Consider the following 13,723-nt stretch of genomic DNA (forward strand, 5'->3'; position numbering starts at 1 on the left):
CCAACTAAATGGATCCCATATCGAACTAAGGTCTCCCTTGCTTTGGTTCCATTATTTCAGGAACTCCAGAAAGGAGGTGTTCCAGCCGCACCTTCCGGTACGGCTACCTTGTTACGACTTAGCCCCAGTTACCGGTTTTACCCTAGGCAGCTCCTTGCGGTCACCGACTTCAGGTACCCCCAGCTTCCATGGCTTGACGGGCGGTGTGTACAAGGCCCGGGAACGTATTCACCGCATCATGGCTGATATGCGATTACTAGCGATTCCAGCTTCACGTAGTCGAGTTGCAGACTACGATCCGAACTGTGATAGGGTTTATAGATTCGCTCCCTCTCACGAGGTGGCTGCTCTCTGTCCCTACCATTGTAGCACGTGTGTGGCCCAGGACGTAAGGGCCGTGATGATTTGACGTCATCCCCACCTTCCTCACGGTTTGCACCGGCAGTCTCACTAGAGTCCCCGGCATTATCCGCTGGCAACTAGCAATAGGGGTTGCGCTCGTTATAGGACTTAACCTGACACCTCACGGCACGAGCTGACGACAACCATGCAGCACCTTGCAAACTGTCCGAAGAAAAGCCTGTTTCCAAGCCTGTCAGTCTGCATTTAAGCCCTGGTAAGGTTCCTCGCGTATCATCGAATTAAACCACATGCTCCACCGCTTGTGCGGGCCCCCGTCAATTCCTTTGAGTTTCATTCTTGCGAACGTACTCCCCAGGTGGGTTACTTATCACTTTCGCTTGGCCACCCAGTACTCAATCGTACCGGACAGCTAGTAACCATCGTTTACGGCGTGGACTACCAGGGTATCTAATCCTGTTCGCTACCCACGCTTTCGTCCCTCAGCGTCAATATATTGTTAGTGACCTGCCTTCGCAATCGGTATTCTATGTAATATCTAAGCATTTCACCGCTACACTACATATTCTAGCCACTTCACAATAATTCAAGACATCCAGTATCAATGGCAGTGCCGGAGTTGAGCCCCTGCATTTCACCACTGACTTAGATGCCCGCCTACGGACCCTTTAAACCCAATGATTCCGGATAACGCTTGCACCCTCCGTATTACCGCGGCTGCTGGCACGGAGTTAGCCGGTGCTTATTCTTACGGTACCGTCAACTATCCACACGTGGATAGATTTCTTCCCGTACAAAAGCAGTTTACAACCCATAGGGCCGTCTTCCTGCACGCGGCATGGCTGGATCAGGCTCCCGCCCATTGTCCAATATTCCTCACTGCTGCCTCCCGTAGGAGTCTGGTCCGTGTCTCAGTACCAGTGTGGGGGATCTCCCTCTCAGGACCCCTACCTATCGTAGCCATGGTGAGCCGTTACCTCGCCATCTAGCTAATAGGACGCATACTCATCCATTACCGTAACCTTTAACCATTATGCCATGCGACATTATGGTACCATGAGGTCTTAATCCAAATTTCTTCGGGCTATCCCTCAGTAATGGGCAGATTGTATACGCGTTACGCACCCGTGCGCCGGTCGTCAGCAAGTAGCAAGCTACCCCTGTTACCCCTCGACTTGCATGTGTTAGGCCTGCCGCTAGCGTTCATCCTGAGCCAGGATCAAACTCTTCATCGTAGAATCTCTTAAAAAAGATCTCTTGTTGGGAGACCTCGTCCAAAACGAGAACCACTCAATTGGCGTACATGTTTATTTACATCTTAATTATAATCTTACCAGAAAAACAATAAAATTGCTTTCCTAAATCTTTGTGCTGTCAATCAATATCTCAATGAACTACTCCAAAATTAATGACCGGAATCAAACCATATACCCTCAAGGCTATTCGTATGATATTCCAACCCTTTTGAAGAACTTTCGCCCTACTTCAGAACCAACGTCCCTTGCAAAGCGGGTGCAAATATACACAGCCTTTTTCTTTCCAACCAAACTTTTTTACAAATAAAATTGAAAAAACTAAAATAAATTCACAAACAACCTAAGACACAATAGATTACAAACGAAAATAATTTAGGGAGAATATCAAAATATCAACATGACAGCAATCGGCTAGATAATATTCTGAAACGAACATACATCAAAATAGCTGATATAGTCAATCCTGATAAGAGTCCAATCCAAATACCTACTCCACCTAGAAGGTCTGCGCTACCAAAGTAGTATGCTATAGGAAAACCGATGCAGGCGTAAGCCACAAAGCAGATCAAACTAGGAACCCATACATCTTGCAGACCTCGCAAGGCTCCAAGAACCACTACTTGTATCCCATCACTGACCTGGAAAATGGCTGCAACAATCAACATTGACGATGCAATGACAATCACATCTGGATCGTCAATATAAACTTGAGGTAGCAAATCTCTTCCAAAATAAAATGCCATGGCAAAAGCAACGTCTAATATCAATGCCATTAAAAATATAGATCGTGCGATCCTGATTAACTCAGTATGATCTCGTGAGCCAAGTTGATTCCCAACTCGAATGGTTGCTGTAACACTCAACCCAACACCGACCATGAATGTTATTGCCGAAAGATTAAGAGCAATTTGATTTGCTGCTTGAACATTAGTTCCAAGAACTCCAGATAAAAAAATAGCCGCCGTAAAAAGACTCACTTCAAAAAACATTTGTAGTGCTGTTGGCAATCCAATATTTAATAAAGAAACCATCTTCTTCTTAGAGAGCAATATTGTTCTCGTAAAATAATATCGTGTTTTATTATCCTTAAGTAATAGTAAGAATAGTAGCAGCGCCATGAGCAAACGAGAAATTAACGTACCATAAGCTGCACCAACCACTTCTAATCTAGGAAACCCGTACTCGCCATAAATTAATAAGTAATTGACACCTATGTTAATAACATTAGCAATCAAAGTAGCATACATAGCAAACCTCGTTAATGAAAGCCCGTCAGAGAATTGCTTTAGAGCTTGAAAGAACATCAACGGTATCAATGAGAAAGCAACAACCCTCATATATGGTATGGCTAATTCTACTACCTCTACTGGTTGATCCATTTTGTAGAGAATAGGCTCTGCCAGTAATAGTAGTATGACCAATAATAATCCATTGACGATGCACAATAGCATACCGTTTTGAAGAATGGATTTTACCGCATTGATGTCCCTTTTCCCATCCGCTTCTGCAACTAGCGGTGTGATCGCAAATGAGAAACCTATACCAATAGAAAGTGCAATAAAAATCAATGTGTTTCCCAATGAAACCGATGCAAGAGCAGCTGCACCTAATTTCCCTACCATAATATTGTCAGCAAGAGCTACTAGTAAGTGAGCTACTTGACCAGCGATTATAGGATAGGCTATTGAGAAGTTTTTACCAAATTCTTTGGTGTACTGGGATAATAGCAAGTTGTCGAAAATTATAGGTTTCTAGATGAGGGTAAATGCGCGATATCAAAAACTATAGTCCAGCACAAAATCGTGTCTTGTGCAATAAATCTTAAAATTAGTCAGCTTTCGCGAAAGCTAGACTGGAAACGCACTTAATCCCGTGATAAAACCTCCTTGTATGTTTCAATCTTATCGAGCTCTTCCTTATCCAACGTCGGGAAGTTCACATCTTCATAATCATCTAATTTCTCATTGAGTATTGATGAAACGATCAGTCTTGCTATTGGTTTTTCATCTGCGGGCACGATGTACCATGGACTATGCTCATGGCTCGTGTTTGCAATGGCCGCCTCATAACATCGTTGATAGTCATCCCATAAAGCTCGCTCTTTCAAATCTCCACTTGAAAATTTCCAATTTTTCTCGGGTAGATTAAGACGCCTCAATAATCTGTTTTTCTGCTCCTCTTTACTTAAATGAAGGAAGAACTTAAATACAATGGTTCCATTTTCAACCAACTGTTTCTCAAAATTATTGATTTGCTCAAAGCGCATGTTCCAAAAATCCTGGTTTACATCACTTACCTCATGGATGTCTGGTAGGTTCTCATTTAGCAAATATTCTGGATGAACTCTTGTTACTAGCACATTCTCATAATGAGTACGATTGAAGATGCCAAAATTACCCTTAGCCGGTAAGGTGATATAATGACGCCACAGGTAATTATGTGAAAGCTCTAGATCAGTAGGTGTCTTAAAGCTATGCTGCTCGACGCCACGCACATTGAAATCTTTAAAAACTTCTCTAATCAGACTATCCTTTCCTGAGGTATCCATACCCTGAAAACAAACCAAGACGGCTCGCCTGTCGTTGGCGAACAATCGCTCTTGAAATTCCGCTAGTTTCCTGCGTTGTTTCTTAAGCTCTTTTTTAGCTGTCTTTTTATCGAGATCAAATGACGGTTTTGTGCTTCTTTCAGATATTTTGAAGTCTGCGTCTGCGTAGTAGTCGTTGGCGTTTATCTTCATTTGCTGGCAAATAACTTTACATCTTTCTCGCTCACATCTTTACCGCCTAAAATAATTAATCGCTCGACAACATTGCGCAGCTCTCTTATATTTCCCGTCCAATCATATTCTTGCAATAGTTTGATTGCTTTCTTGTCAAAAGTTTTTACCGGCGTACCCTGTTCCTTTGCAATTTTTTCAGCAAAATAATCAACCAGTAATGGTATGTCCTCGCGTCGATCATTTAGCGATGGCACATTAATAAGTATAACGGCTAGTCTGTGATAAAGATCTTCTCTAAATTTCTTATCCTCAATCTCTTGCTTTAGATCCTTGTTTGTAGCTGCGAGGATGCGCACATCTACCTTGATATCTTTGTCGCTGCCTACTCGTTGAATTTTATTTTCTTGTAGGGCGCGTAATACTTTAGCCTGAGCTTTGGCACTCATATCGCCTATCTCATCAAGAAATATAGTACCGCCGTTAGCTGCCTCAAATTTACCGGCGCGATCCTTATTGGCTCCAGTAAAGCTACCTTTGACATGACCAAATAGTTCACTCTCTATCAATTCACTAGGAATAGCGGCACAATTGACTTCTATAAAGGGACCTTTGGAACGCTCACTTTTCTCGTGTAACCAGTGTGCAACAAGCTCTTTACCGGTACCGTTTTGTCCTGTAATAAGAACGCGAGCATCGGTTTGAGCTACCTTGTCTATTATGTTTTTTATGATGACAATGAGCTCGCTCTCGCCTATCATCTCATAATTCTTACTCACTTTTTTCTTGAGCCTTTTATTCTCGACCACTAGCTCTTTTCTATCCAATGCGTTGCGCACGGTGTTGAGCAATCTGTTGAGATCTGGTGGTTTTGAGATATAATCAAAAGCACCCAGTCTCATGGTATTAACAGCGGTATCGAGATCGCCATGTCCAGAGATCATTACAACTGGCACCTCTGGCTTGATCTTTTTTATAGCCGTTAGAACCTCAACACCATCCATTTTTGGCATCTTTATATCACATAGTATCAGGTCATAATCGTTATCCTTGATAAGTTCAATACCAGCTAGACCGTCTTCTGCTTCAATGACATTGTAGCTTTTGCTTTCTTCAGATAATATTTTTGAGAGTACACGTCTTATTGCAGACTCGTCCTCGATAATAAGTATTTGTGCCATTATATTTTAAATTTTAATCCTACTCTAGAGTAGAATGTATTAGAATCATTGATGTTCTTCACATCATCTCCATCCTCATTGCGCAACCTTATATCATTAATAGCCGTGTAGCCTACATAGGCATAGAGTGACAAATGTCTCGTTAGGTTGTACTGGTATCCAGGCCCAACAACTACCGTCGTTAAGCTTGCATTATCGGCAATTTGATCGTCGTCTGTGACAACATTATTCTGAATGTTTGCATAAAACCCGTCAAGCCTTGCATACAACTGTACGCTATTTTTATCATTGAATCTGTATTTCAGATTCATCTTGGGTGCGCCTACGCTATAACTCCAGTCTGGAGCAAATTCCCTGTAGTAGTTTATATAGGGTAAAGGAAACGGTCTACCAACTCGCGTGGAATACTGCACACCTACTACAAGTCTCCACGGTTTGGTCTTGAAATTATCTGTTGCGTCCTTTATAAAATAAACAGAACCCGAAAAGAAAATATCGTCCTTCTCTACACTGCCAGAGTCAAAGTTTGACGCAAATAAAAATCCTGCCCTACTACCAAACCGCCAGTCCTTTTTCATAGGAAATGTATAGCCTATGGCGCCCTCATAACTCTCGTACCTATCTGTGCCAAATTCTCTAAAGCGATCGTCATCTCTAATCAAAAAATGCACGTTGCGATATTCAAAAAACGGGACGATGTACGTGCCTTCCTTAATCTTGAGTGGAATATTGATAAAGGTTCTAAATCTCCTGAAACTGTTGTCTGAGTTTCTTTGTGGGAAGTACGTGTACTCTACTCTAGCGAGGTCGGTTGCTTGGGAGTTAGCTTTCGCGAAAGCTAAAAACACTACAATCATCACCAACATATAACTGGTTGTCTTACTCTTCTTCATGCAGTGCAGCGTTGTTAGGGTTTTTATTAAAATCAATGGGATTACTCTGGTAAAAATGTACGTCTCGTTGTGGAAACGGTATAGTGATACCATTATCTCTGAATGCCTGGTCTATCGCAAATCGCAGATTGCTCTTGATACGAGGATCTGTAAAACTGTCACGCACATAGAAGTATACACCAAAGTCCAGACTGCTATCACCAAAGTTATTGAACATGACAAATGGTTCCGGGCTTTTTAAAATTCCTTTTTGTTCCCGGGCGCACTCTACCAGCAAGCGCTCGACTAGTTTTGTGTCGCTACCATAGGCAACGCCTACAAGCACATGCTCGCGGGTTTTGGCGTGATTTTGAGTGAAGTTATAGATGACCTCTGTAAGAAAGAGATGATTGGGAATCACAAGAATTTTATCATCTCTTGTTATCGCACGGGTACTGCGCAATTTTATCTCAAATACGCGGCCTACCTTGCCATCCATTTCTATCACGTCATTCACCAGAAGCGACTTATCAATCAGGATGGCCACACCTGCGATAATATCTTTGAAAAAGTCCTGCAGTGCAAAACCTATTCCTACAAATACGGCAGCACTGGCCGTCAGTATAGCAGTCAAATCCACACCAGACGTGCTTAACACAATGAGGATTACCGTTAAATAAACCAGATAATTAAAGAACTTGAAGATGCTCTCAAACTTGAGCTTGTCTGCACTATCCATGTTCCTGGTAACAAACTTGCGTATAGCCCTCAATACAAAGGTTGCCGCTATTACTGCGAGAATGGAGACGATAAGCATCCAGGTATCAAAGTGAAAATCACTCTTATCATCCTGAGGAATGATCTGGAATGTGAGAAAATCCTTAACAGATTGCCAGGTCTCTTTTATGGATTGCCAAGTTGTATCCATTAATATTTAAGCCATTTATACAAATCCTTCCAATTGGTTTTCTTGCCGTACATGAGTATACCTATGCGATAGATTTTGGCAGCGATGTAAGCTACTAAAAATATAGATGCATAAAGTATAGTCACGCTTAGTGCTATGTGCCACCACTCTACTTCACCAAATGGTATGCGCATTAACATCACAATAGGCGACGTTAGTGGTATGTACGAGAATACAACGGCTACAGTACCGTTGGGATTATCCATTACGCTGAAAAACCCAACATAAACTGCTAGCATTAGAGGCAAAATAACAGGCAACATGAATTGCTGTGTGTCTGTTTCATTATCCACTGCTGCTCCTATGGCCGTATAGATAGCAGCATACAAGAAGTAACCGCCGATAAAGTAAATGAGAAAACAACTAATCATCGTTCCTAGTGGCAATTGCATAATGTCATTGATGATAGCTTGCATTTGATCCACATTTTGTGTCTGGGCTACCACTTGTGCATTTGCTGGTGTTTGAAATGCCTCAACGCCTAAAATTGCAGAACCAACGGTCACCAGAGCAATTCCCAAAACAATCCATATCGCAAATTGAGTTATTCCAGCTAGTGAAGTACCCATAATCTTACCCAGCATCAAATAGATAGGTTTTACAGAACTTACAATGATCTCAATAATACGATTGGTTTTTTCCTCAATTACTGATCGCATCACCATATTACCATAAATAATAATAAACATCATGAGTAAATAACCAGCGGCGCCACCCATGGCTATTTTAATCCAGCTAGATGCCTTGCTATTAGTCACTCCTGAATAGGTCTGTAATTCCACCTGAGCTTGCACTCGATTCTCTTCTAAAGTCTGCGGTTGTATACCAACGTTGATGAGATTGCGTTGCGTCGCTTGTTGCGAGACTTTTTCTTCAATAGCATTTATAAAACCTACTGATGGTGAGTCATCACTATATATTTCTACTTTGACTTCTTGATCAGTATTCTGAGAGATGTTTATCAAGGCATAGTATTCCTTGCTCCTACTTATTTCAATCGCGTTCTCAAGATCTGCATTTGCGATCGACAGATAATTGTATTCATCATTAGATTCAAATTGCTGACTATAATTTCCAGTAGTGTCGCGCAGCGCTACTTGTCGTACCTCATCGCTGTTAATACTAGTCAACCATCCTATCAATAAAATCACCCCAATAAATATGAGCGGACTTAAAAAAGTCATGACAATAAAAGTGCGATTGCGCACACGATTGATGTACTCACGTTTAATAATCAACCAAAGTTTATCCATTATCACTCACTTTACGTATGAAAATTTCATTGACACTAGGAATCACCTCGCTGAAGTGTGTCAATTCTCCCAAACTCGTCAATTGCTGTAAAACGTTGGAAACGTTTAAATTTTCAGGTATTTGCAATTCTAAGTCAATGGTGTTATCCAGTCCTTTTATTTCAATAGGTCTCACGCTCATGGATGTTTGTAAAGTAGCGATGACAGCAGCTTGATTAGGAGCGATTAATGAAGTTGTATAAGTTCTATTACGGTAAGAATCCCTGACGGAATTGAGCGGTCCTTCTAGAACGACTCTAGACTTATTGATTAATGATATGTGATCACACATTTCTTCTACACTTTCCATGCGGTGTGTTGAGAAAATAATAGTCGATCCTTGATCACGCAGGTTTAGTATCTCATCCTTGATCAAATTTGCATTGACTGGATCAAAACCTGAAAACGGCTCATCAAAAATGAGCAAATCTGGTTCATGGAGTACCGTGACAATAAACTGCACTTTTTGAGCCATTCCTTTTGACAGCTCTTGTAGTTTCTTGTTCCACCAGCCTTGCATTCCTAAACGATCAAACCAATATTCTAATTTTTCCTTTGCCTCAGACTTGCTCAATCCTTTAAGACGCGCCAGATAGATACACTGCTCGCCTACCTTCATTGACTTGTATAGTCCACGCTCTTCTGGCATGTATCCTATATTGGCTATATGTTTAGGTTCCAGTGCCTCATCATTGAGCAACACTTGACCTTGATCTGGAACGGTAATTTGATTAATGATTCTTATAAGCGATGTCTTTCCAGCACCATTAGGACCTAACAAGCCATAAATACTGCCTTTTGGGACTTTAATCGTCACATCATCCAGCGCTGTAAAGTCACCGTATGACTTTGAGATATTTATCGCTTGTAATGCGTATTTCATAAAAGAATTAAAACAGGCTAAAATACTAAGACCACGGCCATCTACTAGTTTATTTTCATATAATTTAATAATTATCACGCCTTTACAAAAGGTCATAAAAAAACCCACCTCTCAATTACTTGAGAGGTGGGAAAAATTGCTATGAAAAAGAAAAATAACAATTGGTTGGTTAACCAATGTTGATCAAAGGTAATACATCTTTTTCATTTAATTAGTATTTATTTAAGAAAACATGTCTTTTACCTTTTCAAAGAAAGATTTATCTCCTTTCTCTGGTGCAGGTTCAAAAGAGCTATCTGTTTTCATACTTTCAAAAAACTCCTTTTGCTCCTTAGTTAAGGTACGTGGTGTCCATACGTTGACATGAACTAGTAGGTCACCGTTTCCATAGCCATTGAGACTAGGCATTCCTTTACCTCGCAATCTCAAGATTTTGCCAGATTGAATTCCTGCTTCGATAGGAATACGCACCTTACCTGTCACGGTCTTAATCTCTTTAGTAGTTCCCAATACGGCGTCTGGTACGCTCACATAAAGATCATAGTGTAGATTGTTTCCTTCACGTTGCAACTCGTCGTGTGGCTTTACCTCTATATCGACTAGTAAATCACCGCTTATACCATTGCCAGGTGCCTCATTACCTTTGCCACCTACTTTAAGACGCATATCACTTTCTACACCAGCAGGTATCTTGATCGATACTGTTTCCTCATCAACAATAAGTCCTTGAGCATCTGCACCAGCAGGTTTTGAATCAATCATTTGTCCAGCGCCACCACAAACATTACAAGGTGCACTAGTTTGCATGCGACCCAAAATGGTATTTTGAATCTTGGTCACTTGACCAGATCCATTACATGTGGTACAAGTTTTATAGGTAACACCAGGCGCTTGTTTCTTGCGCTTGACCTTTACTTTTTTCTCAACACCATTGGCTGCTTCTTCAAGCGTCAAGGAGACTCTAATTCTCAGATCTTTTCCTTTAACTCTGCGCTGGCCACCACGACCACCAAATCCTCCAAAACCAGAGAATCCGCCGCCACCACCGCCGAAAATATCACCAAACTGGCTGAATATGTCGTCCATATCCATACCGCCAAAACCGCCGCCACCGCCAAAACCTTGACCGCCGCCACTCGTATAGGCCTGGTGACCCAACTGGTCGTACCTAGCTTTCTTCTGTGGATCGCTTAGGGTTTCATAGGCTTCGGCTGCTTTTTTGAAATTAGCCTCGGCAGTCTCGTCGCCCGGATTTTTATCTGGGTGAAACTCGATAGCCTTCTTGCGATAGGCCTTTTTAATCTCTGCTGTGCTGGCACCTTTTGAAATACCTAAAATGTCATAAAAATCTGCCATATTATTTGCCTATCACTACTTTAGGGTAACGCACTGTCTTGTCGCCCAATTTATATCCTTTCTCGATCACATCAATGATCTTTCCCTTCATCTCATCATTAGGTGCTGGTATGTGGGTCACTGCCTCATGATCCTCTGCATCAAAGGTATCGCCAGGATTTACTTCAATGACCTCAAGTCCTTTAGAGTTGAGCGTATTCTTCAACTTGTTATGAATCAGGGTAACGCCTGTTGTCAATTGCTCATCGTCAGATTTGGCGATCTCGATCATCGCACGATCAAAATCGTCCATTACAGGTATCATGTCCTTCAATACGCCTTCGCCCGCGGTTTTAAAAAGCTCGATGCGCTCCTTGGCAGTACGCCTCTTGAAGTTTTCAAACTCTGCAAACAGCCTCAAGAATTTGTCCTTTTCCATTTTGACGGCTTCCTCAAGCACCTCAACCTCACTGCGTTCCTCTTCTTGCTGCTCTTGCTCGCTTTCCTCTTGTTGCAATTGCTCTTCTTGCAATACTTCTTTTTCCTCTTTTTTATTCTTCTTTCCCATATCTAGGATATTTCTATAGTTATTAACTTGATTAAGAGTGGTTTTGGGATTACGCTTTCGCGAAAGCTAACTCTACCAAAATCTTACCTGCACGCAAAGGGCAAAAGTACTGCCATTAAACTAGTGGTGTCAAAATGTCACAAGATTAATTTAATAAACTTTTAACCAAGATCATTGTAGGTACATCTATTTTTGTTAGTTATTAATCAATCATAATATAATGACACGTAATTTTTTAAAAATCACAAGTATGGCTGCTGTAGTTGCATTTACAGTTGCTTGTAAAGACGCTAAAAATGAGGTGGATGCAACCGCTGCAGAAGACGAGGCAACAGCTACTGAGGCTGCTGTGACTTATACCGTTGATGCAGATGCATCGACCATAAGCTGGGTAGGTTCAAAACCAACTGAGGATCACACTGGAACCATCGACCTACAAGGTGGTCTTGTAAAAGTAAATGGTGAGACTATCGAGAGTGGTGAGTTTACTATTGACATGGGATCTATCGAGGTGACTGACCTTGAAGGTGAAGCTGCACAAAACTTGAAGGCGCACCTAGAAGGTACCGTTGATGGTAAGCAGACTGACTTCTTTAATGTACCAAAATATCCAACTGCAAAGTTTGTAGTTACAGGGTTAAACGACAACATGCTAGAAGGTAACTTGACGCTTAAGGATGTAACTAAGAATGTTTCATTCCCAGTTATGGTTTCTTATGACGGTGACAAGATGATGCTTAAATCAGAAGAATTCACCATCGATCGTACAGATTGGGGTATCCAGTATGGTAGCGCTAACTTTACTGACATCGTTGCTGATAAGGCAATATCTGACAACATCAAGTTGACGCTAGATGTAGTGGCTACTAAGTAGTAGTAAAGTAAATATCAAATTAAAGCCTCCTATTGGAGGCTTTTTTTATGGAATAATAAACCGTTATGCTTTTTAAAATAATGAGTGAAACCAGTAAAAAACAAAATGATATATAAAACGTACCCCATAAAAAAATGCACACTAAGGTCATAAATAGCTGTGAGGATAATCCATGGTAAAAGGACTGCGGCCAAAGTGATTAATTGAAAATGCCTAAGCAACTTGTGTATTTTCAACTCATAGGTAGCGTCAGGATTTACCACATCATATGTCGTTTTATAAAGAAGACCTATTTGAAATTGCAATTTATCACCATGATTGACTATCACCTCTGTTGAGCTTCCAGGCGATATCTTAGTGCGTGATCTATTATTACGCTTTATCACAATTTGCGGAGCAAAATGATATATCCGCTCATCTTGTGGGTAAGAAAAAGTCATTTTATTTAATCGAGGTATTCTTCTAGTGCCGCCTCTAATTTAGTAAAGTCAAATGAATATCCAGCTTCTTGGATCTTATTGCTGCTTACATGCTGACTGGCCAGAATGATTGTAGACATCTCACCCATGATGAGTTTCATCATGAATTTAGGCACGTTGGGTAGAAAAACTGGCTTGTTTACCACATTGCCAATTTTTTCCATCATCGCGCGATTACGCACAGGATTAGGCGCTACACCATTATAAACACCTGTCAACTTGTGACTAGCAATATGAACGAATATCTGTGCAAGATCATCTACCGCTATCCAGCTCTGCCACATTCTACCATCTCCAAAACCTGCACCGGCATACATTTTTACAGGTTTAGCCATTTGCTCCAGTGCACCACCTTTGGAAGCAAGTACAATACCTATACGTACGATAGAGTGTTTGACACCTAAGCCTTGAAACTGCATCCCTATGCTTTCCCAGGCTACACAAACATCTGCCAGGAAGTTATCTGCCATAGGTGGCACTTCATTTTCCTGCATGGCGGGACCTTCTTTCTGGTCAGGATAGATACCTATGGCGCTTGCGGTAATCGCGTGCTTTACCTGATGTTCATTATCCTCTAATAAATTGAGCAATAATTGTGTACTATCAATACGGCTGGACATAATGCGCTCTTTGGCCTCATCAGTCCATCGCTGGAAAACTGATTCTCCAGCAAGATGTATAATGGTATCCACACCATCTATACACTTGCTGTCAATTGTCATAGCCTTGACATCCCATAAGAAACCCTTGTAGTTAGCTTTATTTTCAATCGCCTCTTTTCTGGTCGTGAGATAATGCACCTCATGCCCATCGGCATGTAAAACCTCTGTGATTTTACCGCCTACTAGTCCTGTCGCTCCTGTGATAAGTACTTTCATATTACTAAGTTACTAGAGTATCAACCTCGCAACCTTGTTGTTATAGATAAGTTTAACTA

11 protein-coding genes and 1 rRNA gene are annotated in these 13,723 nt (G+C 41.3%); 1 reads left to right on the plus strand and 11 read right to left on the minus strand.

Features of this window, described 5'->3' with window-relative positions; genetic code table 11:
* Positions 1 to 69: 69 nt before the first annotated feature.
* From EJ995_RS11040 to EJ995_RS11085, 10 genes are all read right to left on the minus strand, one after another.
* Positions 70 to 1,595 (minus strand): 16S ribosomal RNA (locus EJ995_RS11040).
* A gap of 413 nt (positions 1,596 to 2,008) precedes the next feature.
* The gene (locus tag EJ995_RS11045) at positions 2,009 to 3,346 is read right to left on the minus strand and encodes an MATE family efflux transporter (protein WP_126448456.1); all 1,338 of its coding nucleotides are present in this window, start codon (positions 3,344 to 3,346) and stop codon (positions 2,009 to 2,011) included.
* A gap of 134 nt (positions 3,347 to 3,480) precedes the next feature.
* On the minus strand, positions 3,481 to 4,356 hold the full coding sequence (locus EJ995_RS11050; RefSeq protein WP_126448457.1) for a PPK2 family polyphosphate kinase: 876 nt from the start codon (positions 4,354 to 4,356) through the stop codon (positions 3,481 to 3,483).
* Positions 4,353 to 5,516, minus strand: coding sequence for a sigma-54-dependent transcriptional regulator (locus EJ995_RS11055; protein ID WP_126448458.1), 1,164 nt, complete (start codon positions 5,514 to 5,516; stop codon positions 4,353 to 4,355). Before EJ995_RS11055 ends, EJ995_RS11050 begins: the two co-directional genes overlap by 4 nt.
* Positions 5,516 to 6,409, minus strand: a complete 894-nt coding sequence (locus EJ995_RS11060) for a DUF6268 family outer membrane beta-barrel protein (protein WP_126448459.1) — start codon at positions 6,407 to 6,409, stop codon at positions 5,516 to 5,518. The genes EJ995_RS11055 and EJ995_RS11060 overlap by 1 nt, the downstream gene beginning before the upstream one ends.
* The gene (locus EJ995_RS11065) at positions 6,396 to 7,316 is read right to left on the minus strand and encodes a mechanosensitive ion channel family protein (protein ID WP_126448460.1); all 921 of its coding nucleotides are present in this window, start codon (positions 7,314 to 7,316) and stop codon (positions 6,396 to 6,398) included. The genes EJ995_RS11060 and EJ995_RS11065 overlap by 14 nt, the downstream gene beginning before the upstream one ends.
* Positions 7,316 to 8,608 carry an ABC transporter permease gene (locus EJ995_RS11070; protein ID WP_126448461.1) on the minus strand — a complete coding sequence of 431 codons (1,293 nt, stop codon included), beginning with the start codon at positions 8,606 to 8,608 and terminating at the stop codon, positions 7,316 to 7,318. The genes EJ995_RS11065 and EJ995_RS11070 overlap by 1 nt, the downstream gene beginning before the upstream one ends.
* Positions 8,601 to 9,530 carry an ABC transporter ATP-binding protein gene (locus EJ995_RS11075; protein WP_126448462.1) on the minus strand — a complete coding sequence of 310 codons (930 nt, stop codon included), beginning with the start codon at positions 9,528 to 9,530 and terminating at the stop codon, positions 8,601 to 8,603. The genes EJ995_RS11070 and EJ995_RS11075 overlap by 8 nt, the downstream gene beginning before the upstream one ends.
* 222 nt (positions 9,531 to 9,752) lie before the next feature.
* Positions 9,753 to 10,886: a molecular chaperone DnaJ gene (gene dnaJ, locus EJ995_RS11080; protein ID WP_126448463.1), complete on the minus strand. Its 1,134-nt coding sequence runs from the start codon at positions 10,884 to 10,886 to the stop codon at positions 9,753 to 9,755.
* 1 nt (position 10,887) lies between these two features.
* Positions 10,888 to 11,433 (minus strand): nucleotide exchange factor GrpE, encoded by a 546-nt coding sequence (locus EJ995_RS11085; protein ID WP_126448464.1) that lies wholly within the window; start codon positions 11,431 to 11,433, stop codon positions 10,888 to 10,890.
* Between the two features lie 250 nt (positions 11,434 to 11,683).
* Here EJ995_RS11085 and EJ995_RS11090 point away from each other — a divergent pair, with 250 nt between their 5' ends.
* A complete protein-coding gene (locus tag EJ995_RS11090) occupies positions 11,684 to 12,307 on the plus strand; it encodes a YceI family protein (protein ID WP_241234637.1) in 624 nt (207 codons plus the stop codon).
* A gap of 445 nt (positions 12,308 to 12,752) precedes the next feature.
* Here EJ995_RS11090 and EJ995_RS11095 read toward each other — a convergent pair whose 3' ends face one another.
* On the minus strand, positions 12,753 to 13,664 hold the full coding sequence (locus EJ995_RS11095; RefSeq protein WP_126448466.1) for a TIGR01777 family oxidoreductase: 912 nt from the start codon (positions 13,662 to 13,664) through the stop codon (positions 12,753 to 12,755).
* Positions 13,665 to 13,723 lie beyond the last annotated feature (59 nt).

The sequence above is a fragment of the Nonlabens ponticola genome (genome assembly GCF_003966335.1).
GTDB classification, from domain to species: domain Bacteria; phylum Bacteroidota; class Bacteroidia; order Flavobacteriales; family Flavobacteriaceae; genus Nonlabens; species Nonlabens ponticola.

Bases quoted from the DNA above. Each gene is read 5' to 3' on its own strand.
- EJ995_RS11050 (WP_126448457.1), bottom strand. From the start codon at position 4,356: ATGAAGATAAACGCCAACGACTACTACGCAGACGCAGACTTCAAAATA.
- EJ995_RS11055 (WP_126448458.1), bottom strand. From the start codon at position 5,516: ATGGCACAAATACTTATTATCGAGGACGAGTCTGCAATAAGACGTGTA.
- EJ995_RS11060 (WP_126448459.1), bottom strand. From the start codon at position 6,409: ATGAAGAAGAGTAAGACAACCAGTTATATGTTGGTGATGATTGTAGTG.
- EJ995_RS11065 (WP_126448460.1), bottom strand. From the start codon at position 7,316: ATGGATACAACTTGGCAATCCATAAAAGAGACCTGGCAATCTGTTAAG.
- EJ995_RS11070 (WP_126448461.1), bottom strand. From the start codon at position 8,608: ATGGATAAACTTTGGTTGATTATTAAACGTGAGTACATCAATCGTGTG.
- EJ995_RS11075 (WP_126448462.1), bottom strand. From the start codon at position 9,530: ATGAAATACGCATTACAAGCGATAAATATCTCAAAGTCATACGGTGAC.
- dnaJ (WP_126448463.1), bottom strand. From the start codon at position 10,886: ATGGCAGATTTTTATGACATTTTAGGTATTTCAAAAGGTGCCAGCACA.
- EJ995_RS11085 (WP_126448464.1), bottom strand. From the start codon at position 11,433: ATGGGAAAGAAGAATAAAAAAGAGGAAAAAGAAGTATTGCAAGAAGAG.
- EJ995_RS11090 (WP_241234637.1), top strand. From the start codon at position 11,684: ATGGCTGCTGTAGTTGCATTTACAGTTGCTTGTAAAGACGCTAAAAAT.
- EJ995_RS11095 (WP_126448466.1), bottom strand. From the start codon at position 13,664: ATGAAAGTACTTATCACAGGAGCGACAGGACTAGTAGGCGGTAAAATC.